The 15,745-nt window shown below is 67.6% G+C and carries 10 protein-coding genes; 5 read left to right on the forward strand and 5 right to left on the reverse strand.

Annotation, left to right across the window (positions count from 1 at the left end):
- The first annotated feature begins 60 nt into the window (after nucleotides 1-60).
- From LCM15_RS06265 to LCM15_RS06285, 5 genes are all read left to right on the forward strand, one after another.
- Complete coding sequence (locus tag LCM15_RS06265) at nucleotides 61-798, forward strand: GntR family transcriptional regulator (protein WP_224854390.1); 738 nt, start codon at nucleotides 61-63, stop codon at nucleotides 796-798.
- 329 nt (nucleotides 799-1,127) lie between these two features.
- The gene (locus LCM15_RS06270; RefSeq protein ID WP_224854393.1) at nucleotides 1,128-2,654 is read left to right on the forward strand and encodes a DUF2125 domain-containing protein; all 1,527 of its coding nucleotides are present in this window, start codon (nucleotides 1,128-1,130) and stop codon (nucleotides 2,652-2,654) included.
- A 196-nt stretch (nucleotides 2,655-2,850) separates the two neighbouring features.
- On the forward strand, nucleotides 2,851-5,079 hold the full coding sequence (locus LCM15_RS06275) for a hypothetical protein (RefSeq protein WP_224854395.1): 2,229 nt from the start codon (nucleotides 2,851-2,853) through the stop codon (nucleotides 5,077-5,079).
- The gene (locus LCM15_RS06280) at nucleotides 5,076-6,785 is read left to right on the forward strand and encodes a toxin-antitoxin system YwqK family antitoxin (RefSeq protein ID WP_224854398.1); all 1,710 of its coding nucleotides are present in this window, start codon (nucleotides 5,076-5,078) and stop codon (nucleotides 6,783-6,785) included. The genes LCM15_RS06275 and LCM15_RS06280 overlap by 4 nt, the downstream gene beginning before the upstream one ends.
- Nucleotides 6,782-7,273, forward strand: a complete 492-nt coding sequence (locus LCM15_RS06285) for a DUF805 domain-containing protein (RefSeq protein ID WP_224854402.1) — start codon at nucleotides 6,782-6,784, stop codon at nucleotides 7,271-7,273. The genes LCM15_RS06280 and LCM15_RS06285 overlap by 4 nt, the downstream gene beginning before the upstream one ends.
- Nucleotides 7,274-7,628: 355 nt before the next feature.
- Here LCM15_RS06285 and LCM15_RS06290 read toward each other — a convergent pair whose 3' ends face one another.
- The 5 genes from LCM15_RS06290 to LCM15_RS06310 form a co-directional block, all read right to left on the reverse strand.
- Nucleotides 7,629-9,533 (reverse strand): DUF2207 domain-containing protein, encoded by a 1,905-nt coding sequence (locus tag LCM15_RS06290; protein WP_224854405.1) that lies wholly within the window; start codon nucleotides 9,531-9,533, stop codon nucleotides 7,629-7,631.
- 568 nt (nucleotides 9,534-10,101) lie between these two features.
- Nucleotides 10,102-11,910, reverse strand: a complete 1,809-nt coding sequence (locus LCM15_RS06295; protein WP_224854408.1) for a dipeptide ABC transporter ATP-binding protein — start codon at nucleotides 11,908-11,910, stop codon at nucleotides 10,102-10,104.
- A gap of 1 nt (nucleotide 11,911) precedes the next feature.
- Nucleotides 11,912-12,847, reverse strand: a complete 936-nt coding sequence (locus tag LCM15_RS06300) for an ABC transporter permease (RefSeq protein ID WP_224854411.1) — start codon at nucleotides 12,845-12,847, stop codon at nucleotides 11,912-11,914.
- Nucleotide 12,848: 1 nt separating this feature from the next.
- Nucleotides 12,849-13,772 carry an oligopeptide ABC transporter permease OppB gene (gene oppB / locus LCM15_RS06305; RefSeq protein WP_224854413.1) on the reverse strand — a complete coding sequence of 308 codons (924 nt, stop codon included), beginning with the start codon at nucleotides 13,770-13,772 and terminating at the stop codon, nucleotides 12,849-12,851.
- 56 nt (nucleotides 13,773-13,828) lie between these two features.
- Complete coding sequence (locus tag LCM15_RS06310) at nucleotides 13,829-15,454, reverse strand: peptide ABC transporter substrate-binding protein (RefSeq protein WP_224854416.1); 1,626 nt, start codon at nucleotides 15,452-15,454, stop codon at nucleotides 13,829-13,831.
- Nucleotides 15,455-15,745: the final 291 nt, after the last annotated feature.

Consider the following 15,745-nt stretch of genomic DNA (forward strand, 5'->3'; position numbering starts at 1 on the left):
TGAACTGGGATCAGCGCAGCGCTACAGCGATGCTGAAAATCGAGCTAAGGACCGGGATTCATGTCGAAGGTGGAAGTGAATACGCAGAAGCAGGCCAAGGGCCTCGGCGCGCGTCACGTCTATGAGACGCTCAAGAAAGAGATCCTCACACTTGCTCTGGAGCCGGGCTCGCCTCTGGACGAAACCAGCATCAGCCAGCGATTCGCCATGTCGCGTTCGCCGGTGCGCGAGGCGCTCGTCCGGCTCTCGGCCGACGGGCTGGTTGAGATGCTGTCGAACCGCTCGACGCTGGTGGCCCCGATCAACCTGGCCGAGTTTCCACGCTACGTCGAAGCGCTCGACTTCCTGCAACGGATCAACACGCGGCTGGCGGCACGCTATGCCACCGCGACCGACATCAAGAAAATGCGCGCCCTGGCGAAGGCGTTCGACGATGCCTGCCGCGCCAACGACTACCTCGCGATGTCGGCCACCAATCGCGACTTCCACATGTCCATCGCGAATGCGGGCCGCAATCTTTATCTGGCGCGAAGCTACGGGCAGCTTCTCGATGAAGGGCGCCGGATTCTGCACATGCATTTCGACTATATCCGACGCTCGGACACCGATGCGCTCCTGAACCCGGAACACTACGAAATGGTCGGTGCGATCGAAAAACGAGACATCGCCTTGGCGGACCGTCTGGCGCACGAGCACACCCGCCAGTTTCACAACAGGTTCATGGAATTCCTGCGCGCCCGCTACGACGACGACTTCGAGTTCGAGCTTGATACGCCGATCTCGGTCCCTGAAGAGTAGAAGAGGCCTCGCCGAGCGGATGTTGACAGCTCTGCGCGCCTTTCGGCCATCGTCGGAGCGCGTGAACGCAGGGCAGCGGCGATTCACCCCTGCCGCCCGTCTGGAACCAGTGCGGCCACCTCCGGCCCACTGACCGCGCAAGCGGACGACCGGGCGCCCCCTTCGCCGGAAAGACCTATCTCACGCTCTCTCACGGGCCACGCCGGGCGCGGGCCTGCGCCGGGGGCCTGATCGGCATGGATCCGCCGCCCCCTCTGTTCTCCGCTGCCGAACCGGTCTAACCAAATCGGGACAGGTGTTCAGACTGAGCAAAAAGCGGAGATGTTTCCATGACATACAGGACCTACTGCGGCACCGTGAGCCTCGCCCTCGGCCTCGTCGGAGCAAGCGTGGCACAGGCCGATGTCACGGCCGAGAATGTCTGGGAGAGCTGGCAGGAGGTGCTGGAGAGATCTGCCGGCTCCAGCAGCAACGTGACCTTCGAGTCCGAGGAAGAGACCGAGGACGGCCTCAAGGTGAGCGGCCTGCGGCTGGTGGCCTCCGACGGCGACATGGAGGTCACGAGCGAGATCGGCGATGTCTCCTTCGTGGAGACCGGCGACGGCCGCGTACGGATCGAGAGCGCAGACGCCTTCGCGATCGCCCTCCAGCCGACCGAGTCCGAGGACGAGGACGCAGAGGTCTCGCCCCTGACCATGACATTGCGCCAGCAGGATGCGACCACCATCGTGAGCGGCACGCCCGAGGCGATGACCTACGACTATTCCGCCGGGCGCCTGTCGCTCGAGGTCGACCCGGCCGAGGATTTCGACGGTGCGGAGATATCGGAGGCCGGGTTCACGCTGTCCAATCCCGAGGGCTCGTTCTCGACCGCCGAGGGAGATCCGAGGCGGTTCTCCTCGTCGCTGCGCGCCGAGGGTGCGGACTTCGCCCTCAGCGCGCGGGACATCGACCTCGACGAGACGGTCTCGGCGAAGGCCTCGCTCGACGCGTTCTCGACGGAAGGTCATCTGGAACTGCCAGCGGACATGGAAAAGCTCGAGGGCAGCGACCCGTTCACGAACGCCTTCGGCTTTGCCATGGAATACAACTTCGGGCCATCGGAGTACGACTTCGCCTTCACCGAGGCCGAGCATCATGTCACGGCCTCGGGGCAGCTCGCGTCGAGCCAGTTCATGTCGCACGTGGAAGACGGCCGGATGCTCTATTCCGGCGAGGCGCGGGATATCACCGTCTCCGCAGAAGCCGATCGGCTTCCGGCGCCGATCGATGCGACCCTCGGCACCTATCGCTACGAGTGGGACATCCCGCTCGCGCCTTCGGAAGACCCCGAACCCTTCAAGGTCGGTCTCGGGCTGGTGGATCTCAAGGTGAACGATGAGGTCTGGAACATCGTCGATCCGCAAGGGCGCCTCGCCCGCGATCCGGCGACGGTCGAGCTTGGTGTGAGCGGCGCGATGCGCCTGATGAGCAACGTCATGGACCCCGACAGCCCGCCGCGCCCGGCCACGTCGCCGCTTCCCTTCGAGCCGGACAGCGTGTCGCTCGACCTTCTCAACGTCGATGTCGCCGGTGCCCGCCTGACCGGCGAAGGGGCGTTCGAGTTCGACGCCGAGGACACCGAGAGCTTCGGCGGAATGCCCGCTCCGGAAGGCGCGGCCACGTTCCGGGCCGAAGGCGTGCACGAGCTGCTCGATGCGCTGGTCGAGCTGGGTCTCCTGACCGAGGACCAGGTCATGGGGCCGCGAATGATGCTGGGCATGTTCGCCCGCCCGACCGAGGACGGCGGCCTGACCTCGAAGATCGAGGTCGACGATCAGGGACACATCCTCGCGAACGGTCAGCGCATCCGCTGACGCATTACGGGACCGCCTACGAGACAAGGCACCGCAGTCCGGTCCGGCATCGGACTGCGGTCCGAGGCAAAATCGGGCGCTGGAAGGCGATCGGGGGCTTCTATAGGCGCGGCGCCCAGCCTCGGCCCGCGCCACGGAGCTCGGCGCCTTCGACCGGCGCCGGCCCGGTGCCAAAGAACAAGAACGGGACATATCCATGACATTGCGATCTACCTTGCGGCTTCTCTGTCTCGCAGGTGTGGCGACATGCCTCGGCGCAGGTCACGCCGCCGCCGAGACCCTCGCCTTCTCCCCCGCTCCCGAGGAGGAGCGCACCTACCACACCGAGATTTCCGTGCGCTCGGGGGAGGGAGAGGAGAGCTTTTCCGACACCACCTATATCTCGGCGCTGACGCGGTTCCGTGTGACGGATCTCGGCTCGGACGAGATCTCGCTGCGGATCTTCCCGGACTGGTTCGCGGTGCAGAGCGCCGGCGCGGTCTACAACTCCGCCCTCGGCGACGCGTGGGGAGAGGTGGCGCCCCTCATGCAAAACGGCCTCGATGCGACGGTGGAGCGTGACACAGGCCGCCTCGGGGAGGTGCAGGCCCACGGCGACACCGATCTGCCGCAGGACGTCGTGCAGCAGATGCAGAGCCACCTGCGTCACCCGGGCGCCCCGACCGCCATCGCGGTGGAGGAAGGCTGGGAGACGGTCACCGACCTCGAAGGCATCCCGGACATCACGCTGACGGTGACGGAGGTGAGCGACGCCTCGGTGCATGTGAGCTATCTCGCCGACCACGAGGGGCTGAAGCTCTCCGGGCTCGCGGTCATTGAGCGCGACACCGGCTGGGTGGAGCGGCAGGTCATGACCATCGCCCGCCGGTTCGAGATGAGCGACGGCGAGTTTGCCAGCTCGCGCCAGACCATCGCCATCGCCCCCCTTGGCTCTGACCGCCCCGTCCATGCCGACTGGGCCCGCGAGCCCGAGCGCTGGAACGAGATGCGCACGTCCGATCCGGCGCCGCTCGAGCCGCGCCCGGACGAGGCAGAGATCTTCGCCGACGCCAAAGGCACCGCGGAGGCCTTCGATCGCGGTCTCGGGCTGGCGCTGCCGCTCGACATCGAGGTCGGCGAAAACGCCGGCCGGTTCGAGCTGGGACCGCTCCGGGCCTTCGAGGGCGAGCGCGACCTCGGCATCGACTTCATCGCCGACGCACCCCTGGTGATACCGGCCTTCGAGGGGGACGCGGCCTTTCGCGCGACGACGCTCGCCCGGCTGACCGGCCTCGGTGACGCGCAGACTGCGCTCGACGCCGCGACCGCGCTGCGCGGCGAGATGCGTTGGTTCCCGACGGAGCCGTTCGTGCTCACGCTGCGTCCCGACGCCGACGGTCGCGCGGAGGTCTCCCAAGACGGCGTGACGGCCACCCTCGCCCCGTCGGAGGACGGCTACAGCCTCGAGATATCCGGACGCCCCCACGACCGCTTTGCCCTGTCCTTTCCGGGCGGCTCCGGCGTGCAGGGCAAGATCTATGCGGGCGACCGGGGGCCGGACTGGCTGAGCCCCAGCGAAAGCCAGGCGCGCCTTCTGGCCGCTTCGGATCCCGCCGCACTGCACATTGCGCTGCGGGCCGACGAGGTCCCGCAAACCATCGCCCTGCGGGTCGACCGCTTCTCGCAGGACCCCGCGGCGGTCCGGCAGGTCGTGTTCCAGACCGAGCGCGGCGCGCGGCTCGACCCCGACCGCGAACCCACGCCCCTGCCGCTGTTCCGCGACGGGCCGCCACCGACCTTCGACACGACGGCGCCCGACGGCCTCGAGCGCGCCGCGCTTCGCTTCCGCCTCTCGGCTCTGCAGGCCCCCTATTGCGACATGACGCTCGAGGACGCCGAACCGCTGGCCGGGCACGAGCTGGCCTTCGTGGTGAGACCGCACGACAGTCTGGACGGCTCGCAGATCTTCGAGCTGAGGACCGACGACAGGCGGCGGGGGCACTTCTATGGCCAAGGCGACGAAACCGCCGTGCTCGCGTGTTCGGCGCGTGTGACGTGGCAGCCGGCGGAGATCGCGCTCGATGCCGAGCGGCCCTGGCTGATCGATCGCGATGCGCTTGGCCTGGAGGGCACGGCCACGGTGGCCGATCTGACCGACCGCTGGCGCTTCGTCGATTCCGAAGGGACCCCGCTGACGCTGGTGGCGCCCGAGGGCGGGGCCGCATCGCGCGACGCGACGCTGGCCGAGACGACGTTTGACGACGGGACCTTGCGGGTGACAGGCCGGCCCGTACGCATCGAGCGGGCGACGCTGACGGAGGAGGATGTCACGCGCCGCTTCGACGTGACTTTCCCGGATCTGCCCGCGCCCTATACCGGCCCGTCCGACAGTGACAGTGACAGTGACAGTGACCGGACCGACGACACCGAGGAGGATGCGCAATGATCCGCAGAACCGCGACAGCCCTGATCCTCTGCCTCGGCCTTCCCGCGATGGCATCGGCCGAGCGCGTCGGCGCGGACTTCGCCCCCGACCCGAAGGGCGACTACACCTACGAGCCGCCCGAGGTGACTGAGGTGGCCGAGGACGGCGTCTACCACATCGAGATCCGCGACCTCGACGGCGTCCTTCATGCGCGGGTCCGCAACACCGAGCCGGAGCTTGGCGAGGGCCACCTCACCCACCATTACGATCTCTTCCACCTCTCGGGCGAGCTCAAGCAGCGCGTGCCGGTCAACGAGAACGGCGATCCGCACGGCGAGGCGCTGACATGGGACACCGAGGGGCGTCGGGCCGCGGTCACGCCCTATCGCCATGGCCACCGGCACGGGACGGAAGTCTGGTACTGGGACACCGGAGACGTCCGCCTGCGCAAGGGCTGGAAGGAGGGCACGCTGCATGGCCCGTGGCAGGAGTTCTACCGCAACGGCCAGATCGAGCTCGAGGAGACCTACGTGGACGGCCGGCTCGAGGGCGTGCAACGGAAGTTCCACGAGGACGGCCAGCTCGCCTCCGTCTCCCACTGGAGCGCGGGGGAGCGCGACGGCATCTACCGCAACTTCGATACCGAGGGGCGTGTCCTTCAGGAAGGCCGGTACCTCGCCGGCAATCTCGACGGGACGGTGCGGGAGTACTGGCCGTCAGGCGAGCTCCGCAAGGAGCGGACCCTCGAGCGCGGAACGCCCGTCAGCCCCGAAAAGCAGTGGTCGGAGGAGGGTGAGCTCGTCCGGCAGGTCGATTTCACCGACGACGGCGCTTTCCGGCGCGAACGCCGTTGGCGCGACGACGAGCTGATCTGGCTTCGGGAGGCGGTGACGGTCGAAGGTCAGGAACCCGGCTTCAAGACCGTCGAGATCGCCGGGGACACCGTCGAGACCGAGATCAAGGCCGGCGCCTACTACCTCTTCACCCGAGAACAGGGCGACACCCTGACCGACCGGACCGAGATGATCGACGGAGACTATACAGGCCTTTACGTGGCGACCGGCTCGATCGACGGCGAGGTGACGCGCGTGACGTTCGTCGACGGCAAGGAACACGGCCTGTTCACCAAGGTCTGGCAGGGCGAAACCCTCGACAAGGGCCGCTATGAACACGGGCACCGCGTCGGCGACTGGATCCGCACCGAAAGCTACGGTCGCGTCATCCACGAAAGCTACGACACGGATGGCGAGCTGCACGGGGAACGTCGCCACATGACACGCTGCTGCGATGAACTCCTCCTCCTCGAGACCTACGATCACGGCACGCTCGACGGCCCGTACAAGGAGATGAAGGAGGGCGAACTGGTCACGGGCGGGACTTATGTCGATGGGCAGAAGTCCGGACATTGGCAGGAGACCGTGAACTACGGTTCGGAAGTCTGGCGAGGCACCTACGAGGCGGATCGGCGCACCGGAACCTGGACACGTGTCGACAGCGACGGCTACCGCCTCGAGGTGGCCGATTTCGCCGCCGGGGAGCGCGACGGGCCCACCTATCTCTTCGCCGAGGATGGCGCCGTGAGGACTGTCCAGATGTGGCGTCACGGGCAGCGCCACGGCTACAGCAGCTTCTACGGCGACGACGGCGCGGTGCAGCACGATCTCTGGCGCGACGGGCAGCCGGTCGCGCCGGAGGCGCCGTCCGGCGAAGGGGCCGTCTCGCCATGAGCGGGACGCGGCGGGTGCTGCGGCCCGGTCGCCTCGTGCGCTTCGACGGGCGGGCGCGGCGGGCAGAGTACTGGGGGATCGTCCTTGCGCTCGCCGTGGCCCTCGGCCTCGCGGTCCTGCTCGACGTGAGGAGCTCCGAAGGGGGCTACTCGGCCACGACCTTCGTCACGGTGCTCGGCGTGGTCATCGGACCTGCGGCGACGTCGCGCCGCCTGCACGACCGCGGGCGGCGCGGGTGGTGGATGCTGGTGGCAGGGGCCGGGCCCGCAGCGCTGGCCGCGCTGTCCCTGCCGATCGCGATGGGCGAGGCGACAGCCGAGGACCTCATCGGTCCGGGCCTTTCGATCGCCCTGACCCTTGTGCTTCTCGTCAGCGGGGCGGCGCTTTTGTGGCTGCTGGTCGAGCTGGCCCGCCCCGGCACGGCGGGGGCGAACCGCTTCGGCCCGCCACCTGGCCCTGAGTGGGTCGAGGAACCGCCGGCACCGTGAGGGCGCGGGCCGCGCCGTCGCGTGGCCTGTCGAGTTCGGGGATGGCGGGGCGCAGGCCTCGCCACCCTTGAGCGCAGAGCTTTCGTCTGGCCGGTCGCGTGGCGCGTTTGGCCCGGGGATCTCGGAGCGCCGACCACGCCGTGCCCGAGGCAGACTTGTCGTCGGGCCAGTCGCCTGAGCGCTAAGCCTGCCGGGAATGTCCATCTGGACCCACGGTCTTAACGTCGGCGGCGCACATCCCATTGGCGACCGCATCTGAGCGGGTCAACGCCGCTCTCTCCCCACATCTCGGCCACTTGTGACGACGCTCACGCAGCGGCCCGCCCTAAGCCGGACCGTCAGGCGGCGCGCGGCCCTACCAGCCGCCCCCGCCGCCGCCACCTCCGCCGCCGCCGGAATAGCTGCCGCCCCCGGAGCTGCCGCCCGAAGTCGACACGCTCGTGCAGGAGGTCAGCCCGGAATTCATCGCGTTGCAGGCGGAGGCCAGCCCGTGGCTTCCGTAGGAGGGGCTGTGCAGGGTCCACCACGGGAACCACCGCAGGTTGCCCAGCGGCTCACTCGTCGCATCCCCGAACGCTTGGGCGAAGGCCCGCGACCACTGCGTCTCGAGGCCGAGGGCCACGGCGTAGGGAAGCAGCGCCTCGAAGTCCTCGCGCTCGAGGGGGCGGTCTTCACCGGCAAACTCCGCATCGGGCGCGGTGAGGAACGCTTTCAGCCCCGCGATCTCCGCCTTGCGAACCTGTCCGAGCTCGGTCGGCCGCCCGATCCGGCTCGCGAAGATCCAGTACGAGACCGGCAGCGCGATCAGGGCGAGGGTCGGCAGGATCCCGGTGATGCCCGACAGCACCCCGAACACCACCCACACGAAGCACGACAGCGATAGCCCCAGCGCGAGGACGGAGGCCGCCTCGCGCGCGCGGCTCTGACCGGCACGGGCGAGCGCGGGGATGAGACAGATCCCCGTGAGAAGGAGCGGCACGAGGCCGACGACGATGAGGACCGGCTCGCGCGGAATGAAGCACAGGTAGGCCACGAGGCCGGCGGTGGCATAGCAGGCCATCGCCATCGCCAGCATCCAGCCGCCGTTCCAGCGATAGAAGCTCTCGCCATGCTCCCCCTCGACGGCCCTCCGGAACGCGGACAGCAGGGTTTCGACCGCCCCGCGGTTCGCGGGCGTCACCTCCACACCGCCGCCAGCGGCCTCGAGCGCCTCGAGAAGCGCCGCCTCTCCCGCAGGCAGAGGCCCCGGCGCCTTGGCGGTGCGCGCGAGGGACCAGTGCTTGCCGTCCTGATCGATCGTGACCAGCCCCTTGCGGCCAAGGTTCATGGCTGCGGCGATCATGGTCTGGTCGCCGAGGTGGCCGTTATACGCGACATAGGCCGCAAGCGCCGGCGAGACGTCTTCGGGCGGGGCGCGGCGCTCGCGGACCGGATGCGGCGCCGGCGCGCCGCCCACGAGGCTCTGCACGAGCCGCTGGCCGAGCAGCAGCAGCACGGTCCCGAGCAATGCCACCCAGTCGGCGGCCCGATCCCGGACGCTCCAGATCAAGCGGTCGAGCAGGGTCGGCTGCGCCACGATGCCCTGCGGGAAGGACACGTCGAAGGTCAGCCCCTCCTGCCGGTCCAGCGGCGCCGTGGTCTCGATCCGGACCGTTCTGCCGTCCGCGGACGCGTCCCACCGGGCCGGGCCGCCCTCGGCGCCGTAAGGGCCGGCATGGGCCACAATCTCCGTCGCCCCCGCGCCGTCTGGCAGATGCAGGGTCGCCTGCGCGCGGCCGATGGGAAAGCTCCAGCGGGTGCCGGTGACGTTCCAGATCAACGCGTCGCGGTCCTCTCCGAACTGCACCTGTCGGTCGGTGCGGTAGCGGATCTCGACCACGTGTCGCCCCCTGCGCAGAATGGTGTCTTCGTCGCCGACATAGACCCGGACAAAGTCCCTCTCCTTCACCACGCGCGTTTCGGCGGGCGCACCGTCGATCGAGGCCGACAGCAGTGAGAAGCTGCTGCGATCGAGCCCGCCTTGCTCGGCGCGCACGGTCGGGAAGTCGCGGAAGATGCCGTGGCGGATCTCGAAGCCTTGGCTTGCGACCTCGAGGCGCTCGGTCACAGTCAGCTCGCCGGATGTCGCGAGCGTGATGTCGCTGTCGAAGCTGACGATCCGCTCAGCGGCCGAACTCGGCTGGCCGAAGAGCAGAAGACCGGCGAGGAGCAGAAGCGGCGTGAGCAGGGATCGTAGTTTCGAGTGGCGGTCGTAAGGCATGTTCGTCCAGTGGTACTTGGTGGTGAGGGTCGCGCTTTTGCAAAGCCGGCAGGGTTCGCGCTGGCCCCGGGCTTAACGGCAGGGCGATCTCGCCTCGGGGGCCGGAGGTCTCCACGGCAATGGGGCGGTGCGGGGCTGCGGTATGGGATGCCGGTCATCTGACTGGCCACCACCGGTCGCACGGCGCCTGTAACGGGGGGCCATTGCCCGGCGCATTGGCTGATCTGATGACGTCGCGGATTGGGTCGAGGGTCTGCTCCGGCGCTGGTCCACAGATGAGGTGTCGGGGAAGGATAACCCATTCACCGCACAGACTTATAGCAAGATTTCCGTGATCGAAGTGCCGGGTCCGGCATCGGGGACTGCTGCGCAACACACAGGACGTCCGGAGGCCGCCTTTGCCAGACGCAGCTATCCCACGAACTCTGCGAAATGCGTACCCGAGCGGTGCATCGTCCTAGGACGGCGGCCCATATACGGAACTCCGCATCCCCGCGATCAGACTCCCCTGCCCCGCCCGGTCAGCTCAAGAGAAAAGGCCCCGCCTGTCGACGGGGCCTCCGCAGGATCAGACCACAGCGCGGCCCAGCAGCCGTTCGAGCGGGTCGTGCTCGGCCACCAGATGGCCACCGCCCACGTCGTGGAGCCGTGGCACGTAGACCGCCTCTTCGCCATCCTTCAGCTTCGAGGGCAGGAAGCGCAGCGACGCGCGCGGGTCGAGCGGCGAGGGCAGCTCGCCGGGGATGCGGATCCGCGCCCGCGCCCGCTCGGCCTCGGGGTCGGGGATCGGCACCGCCGAGATCAGCGCCTGCGTGTAGGGGTGGCGCGGCGCGTCACAGACCGCGCCGGCATCGCCCAGCTCGACGATGCGGCCCAGATACAGCACCATGATGCGGTTCGAGATCGCCCGCACGACCGACAGGTCGTGGCTGATGAACAGCATCGACATGCCGAACTCGGCCTGCAGCTCCTTCAGCAGCGCCACGATCTGCGCCTGGATCGACACGTCGAGCGCGCTCACCGCCTCGTCGCAGATGATCAGCCGCGGCTTGGTGATCATCGCGCGCGCGATGCCCACCCGCTGGTTCTGCCCGCCCGAGAGCTCGTGCGGATAGCGGTTGTACATGATCGGATCGAGCCCGACCCGCTGCATCATCGCGACAACCGTCTCGCGGCGCTCGCGCCCGGTCATCTCGGGGCGGTGGGTCTTCAGCGGCTCGGCGATGGAGTCCGAGATCGTCAGCCGCGGGTCGAGGCTGGCCAGCGGGTCCTGGAAGACGATCTGCAGATCCTTGCGCTCGCGGGTGAGCGCCTTGCGGTCCATCTCGTTCAACGGCTTGCCCAGCCACGACACCGCGCCCGCCGAGGGCTCGATCAGCTGCAGCACGGCGCGGGCCAGCGTGGACTTGCCACAGCCCGACTCGCCCACGATGCCCAGCGTCTCGCCTTCGCGCAGCGAGAAGCTCACGCCGTTCACCGCTTTCAGCGGCACCTTGTGACCGAACAGACCGCCCTTCTGGTGAATGTCGAAATGGACCTTGAGGTCGTCGACATCGAGGATCGTCTTGCCGCTCACCTGCCCCGGCGCGTCGCCGGTGTCGATGCGCGGCATCGCCTCGAGCAGCTTGCGGGTGTACTCGTGCTCGGGCGCGGCAAAGATGCGCTCCACCGGCCCCTCCTCGACGAAGGCGCCCTTGCGCATCACCTTCACACGGTCGCACATCCGCGCCACCACGCCCATGTCGTGCGTGATCAGCGCGATCGCCGTGCCCAGCTCGGTCTGCAGCCGCGCCATCAGGTCGAGCACCTCGGCCTGCACCGTCACGTCGAGCGCCGTGGTCGGCTCGTCGGCGATCAGCAGCTTGGGTTCGCAGAGCATCGCCTGCGCGATCATAACGCGCTGGCGCATCCCGCCCGAAAGCTCGTGCGGATACTGGTCGAGCCGGCGCTCGGCCTCGGGGATCTGCACGCGGTTGAGCCAGTCGAGACAATGCTTGCGCGCCGCCGCGCCGCGCAGGCCCTTGTGGACCCGCAGCACCTCGGCCATCTGCACGCCGATCTTGAGATGCGGCGTCAGCGCGGTCAGCGGGTCCTGGAAGATCATCCCCACATCGGCGCCGCGGATCTTGTTGAGCTTGCCGATCGGCAGGTTGAGGATCTCGTTCCCCGACAGCGTCACCGAGCCGGTGGCGCGCCCGTTGGGGGGCATCAGCCCCATCGCGGCCATGAAGCTCTGACTCTTGCCCGAGCCGCTCTCGCCCACGATGCCGAGGCATTCGCCCGGCGCGATGTCGAAGGAGACGCCCTTGACCGCCTCGACGGTGCCGTCGGGCGTGTCGAAGGACACTTTCAGATCGGATACGGAAAGTACGGTCATGTCAGCGATCCTTCGGGTCGAGCGCGTCGCGCAGGCCGTCGCCCACGAAGAACATCGCAATGATCAGCGCGACGTAGAAGAAGAGCGGGAAGAGCAGCTGCCAGAGCGTGCCGTAGGCCATCGTCCCTGCCCCTTCGGCGATCAGCCGCCCGAGCGAGGTGTTGGGCTCGGAGATGCCGAGGCCGAGGAACGAGATGAACGATTCCGCAAGGATCATCTCGGGCACCAGCAGCGAGGCGTAGACGATCACCACGCCGGCGAGGTTGGGCAGGATGTGGCGCCAGATGATGGTGCCTTCCGACACGCCGGTGGCGCGCGCCGCCTCGATGAACTCGCGGCTCTTGAGCGCCAGCGTCTGGCCGCGCACGATGCGGCTCATGGTGAGCCACGACACCGCGCCGAGCCCGAGGAACAGTGCCGTGAAGCTGCGCCCGGCCACCACGAGGATCAGGATCAGCACCAGCGTCAGCGGGATCGCCAGCAGGATGTCGACGAAGCGCATCATGATGCTGTCGAGCCTGCCGCCGTAATAGCCCGCCACGACACCCCAGAAGGTGCCGACGAGCAGCGCCATGGCGGCGCCGATCAGGCCCACCAGCAGCGAGGTCTGGGTCGCCTGGATGGTGCGGGCGAAGAGGTCACGGCCAAGGTCGTCGACGCCGAAATAGTGCCCGGTCTCGAGCGACGGGCCGCCCATGCCCTTCACGTCGCCCATCACGACCCAGTCGATCTCTTCGTTCGACCATTGCGAGAAGAACGGACCGAAGATCACGAAGCCCACGATCAGCACGAGGATGAAGAGGCTCGCCATGGCGGCCTTGTTGCGCAGGAAGCGGTTGAGCGCGTCGCGAAACAGCGACCGGCCCCGCACGGCGGTGAAATCGGTGATGTCGTCCGCCAGCTCCGCGGCTTTGGGGGAAGTGCCGAAGATTGCCATGTCAGTACCGGATCTTGGGATCGAACCACGCATAGGCGAGGTCGGTCAGAAGGTTCACGATGACGGTCAGGGCGCCGTAGAGGATCGTCACGCCCAGCAGCACCGCGTAATCGCGGGTCAGGGCGGAGTTCACATAGGCCTGCCCGAGGCCGCCGGTGGAGAAATACAGGTCGACGAAGACCGAGCCGGTCAGCACGTAGACGAAGACCGGGCCAAGATAGGAGACCACCGGCAGCAGCGTCGGCTTCATCGCGTGGCGCCAGATGATCGAGCGCTGCGGCAGGCCCTTGGCCCGCGCGGTGCGGATGAAGTTGGCGTTCATCACCTCGAGCATCGAGGAGCGCGTGATGCGTGCGATCGAGCCCATGTAGGAGGTCGAGAGCGCGATCACCGGCATGATGAGATACTCCCACTGGCCGCCGTTCCAGCCACCGCCCGGCAGCCAGCCGAGCCAGAGCGTGAAGGTCAGGATCAGGATCGGGCCCATGATGAAGTTGGGCAGCGCCTGCGCCGCGATGCCGAGGCTGACGGCGAAATAGTCGATCCAGGTGTTGTGGCGGATCGCGGCGGCGATGCCCAGCGCGACACCCACCAGCGTGGCGGCGAGGAAGGCCAGCGAGCCGTAGGTCAGCGAGATCGGGAAGCCGGTCGCGATGATGTCGTTCACGTCGCGGTCCTTGTAGACGAAGGACGGGCCGAAATCGAAATGCAGCACGATGTTGACGAAATAGTCCCAGAGCTGCTTCCACAGCGGCTGGTCGAGCCCGTAGCGGGCCTCGATATTGGCCAGAACGTCGGGCGGCAGCGGGCGCTCGGAGGTGAACGGCCCGCCCGGCGCGAGGTGCATCATGCAAAAGGCGGCGATCACCAGCAGCGCAATGGTCGGAATGGCGACCAGAAGCCGCCGGATGATATAGATCAGCATGTCAGGGGTCCCCGTGGGCGAGCGCCCCTGCCGGATGGCGGGGCGCTCGGGTCGGTTTACTCGGCGGCCTTGTAGAGGTCCTTGGAGTACCAGTTGAACTGGATGTTGTTCACCGGGAAGTTCTTCAGAGACTCATCGATCATGTAGACGCCCGCATAGTGGTAGAGCGGGATCACCGGCATGTCCTCGGCAAGGATCTCTTCCGCCCGGGTGTAGAGCGGCGTGGTGTCGTCGGCGGTCAGCGCGTCCTCGAGCAGCTGGTCGTACTCGGGGTTCGAATACTTGCCGTCGTTGTAGCCCGAGTCGGACTGCAGCAGGTCAAGGAAGGACGACGCCTCGTTGTAGTCGCCGCACCATGCGCCGCGGGCCATCTCGAAGTTCTGGTTGCCGCGCTCCTCGAGGAACACCTTCCACTCCATGTTGGAGAGCTGTGCCTGCACGCCGAGCTTCTGCTTCCACATCTGCGACAGCACCACGGCCACCTTCTGGTGCGCCTCGGAGGTGTTGTAGACCATGTCGAAGGTCAGCGGGTTGTCCTCGCCGTAGCCGGCCTCGGCCAGCAGTTCGCGGGCGCGCTCGTCACGCTCGGACTGGGTCATGCTCGCCAGCTCGGTCTCGGGCGCCTCGAAGCCCGCGGTGGCCTCGGGGGTGAAGACGTAGGCGGGGGGCTGACCACCGGCCATGACGTTGTTGACGATGATGTCACGGTCCACCGCCAGCGCCAGCGCCCTGCGGACCTTGGGGTCCTTGAAGGCCTCGGGGCCGCTGTCGGAGAGGTTGAAGGTGTAGTAGTAGTTGCAGAGCTTCGGGAAGCTGTGCGCCTCCTCGCCGTACTCGTCGCGCAGGCGCGGGAACTGGCCGGCGGGGATGTCGGTCATGTCGAGCTCGCCGGCGCGGTAGCGGGTCAGGGCCACGTTCTCGTCGTTGATGATCAGCGCCACCGACTTGTCGAGGATGACGTTCTCGGCATCCCAGTACTGGTCGTTCTTCTCGCGCACGATGGACTCACCGGGGTTCATCTCGGTCAGCACGAAGGCACCGTTGCCGACGAAGTTCGCGGGGTTGGTCCAGGCCGAGCCATGCTCTTCGATGACGCTCTGCGGCGACGGGAAGGTGGTCGAGTGCACCACCATCTGCGGGAAATAGGGCAGCGGCGAGGTCAGGCGCACCTCGAGCGTGGTGTCGTCGATGGCCTCGACGCCAAGCTCCTCGGGGGCCATGTCACCGGCGACGACGGCATCGCCGTTCTCGAGCGACATCAGCGAGATGAACCACTGGTAGGGCGAGGCGGTGGCGGGATCCGCGGCGCGGCGCCAGGCGTAGACGAAATCGCCGGCGGTGACCGGATCGCCGTTCGACCACTTGGCATCGTCGCGCAGGTGGAAGGTGTAGGTCATCTTGTCGTCCGAGACCTCCCAGTCGGTGGCCACGCCGGGCACCAGTTCGCCGTTCTCGTCCTGGTTCAGCAGGCCCTCGAAGAGGTCGCGCACGACGTCGGAGCCGTCGGTGTCCTCGACGATCTGCGGGTCGATCGAGGAGATGTTGTCGAGGATTCGGTAGGTGAAGGTCTGATCCGCCGCCAGCGTGTCGCCGGTCTCGGGATGGGTCTCCTGCGCCACGGCGCCTGCGGCAAGGCCGGCGCTGAGGAACGTGGTCAGGGTCAATCGGGTCAATCGCGTCATGGCATGTGCCTCCCTGTCTTGGGGTCGAGAGCAGTCCGCTCCCTTCTCGCCAAGGTAAAGTGAATTCGAGCCGCAGCAATCTTTACGTGAATAACGCAGCTGCGCGTTGCAAAACCACGAGGTCTGCGGGCTCGATGACATGAGGCGGACCAACATCCGATTTCGCGCCCGCAGACAAGGGGCAAAACGCCACGTCATTGTGCGTTTATCAAGATGTAGCGGTGCTTTGAGGGGGGCCGGCTGCCGTGCCCGATGTCGAATCTCGAATCTGGCAATGCCCCCGGAACGCCG

It is taken from the genome of Salipiger bermudensis, assembly GCF_020171625.1.
GTDB classification, from domain to species: domain Bacteria; phylum Pseudomonadota; class Alphaproteobacteria; order Rhodobacterales; family Rhodobacteraceae; genus Salipiger; species Salipiger bermudensis_B.

What these genes read in the sequence shown, in the direction of transcription:
- LCM15_RS06275 (WP_224854395.1), top strand. Translation starts at nt 2,851, where the DNA reads ATGACATTGCGATCTACCTTGCGGCTTCTCTGTCTCGCAGGTGTGGCG.
- LCM15_RS06295 (WP_224854408.1), bottom strand. Translation starts at nt 11,910, where the DNA reads ATGACCGTACTTTCCGTATCCGATCTGAAAGTGTCCTTCGACACGCCC.
- oppB (WP_224854413.1), bottom strand. Translation starts at nt 13,772, where the DNA reads ATGCTGATCTATATCATCCGGCGGCTTCTGGTCGCCATTCCGACCATT.
- LCM15_RS06290 (WP_224854405.1), bottom strand. Translation starts at nt 9,533, where the DNA reads ATGCCTTACGACCGCCACTCGAAACTACGATCCCTGCTCACGCCGCTT.
- LCM15_RS06310 (WP_224854416.1), bottom strand. Translation starts at nt 15,454, where the DNA reads ATGACGCGATTGACCCGATTGACCCTGACCACGTTCCTCAGCGCCGGC.
- LCM15_RS06280 (WP_224854398.1), top strand. Translation starts at nt 5,076, where the DNA reads ATGATCCGCAGAACCGCGACAGCCCTGATCCTCTGCCTCGGCCTTCCC.
- LCM15_RS06300 (WP_224854411.1), bottom strand. Translation starts at nt 12,847, where the DNA reads ATGGCAATCTTCGGCACTTCCCCCAAAGCCGCGGAGCTGGCGGACGAC.
- LCM15_RS06285 (WP_224854402.1), top strand. Translation starts at nt 6,782, where the DNA reads ATGAGCGGGACGCGGCGGGTGCTGCGGCCCGGTCGCCTCGTGCGCTTC.
- LCM15_RS06270 (WP_224854393.1), top strand. Translation starts at nt 1,128, where the DNA reads ATGACATACAGGACCTACTGCGGCACCGTGAGCCTCGCCCTCGGCCTC.
- LCM15_RS06265 (WP_224854390.1), top strand. Translation starts at nt 61, where the DNA reads ATGTCGAAGGTGGAAGTGAATACGCAGAAGCAGGCCAAGGGCCTCGGC.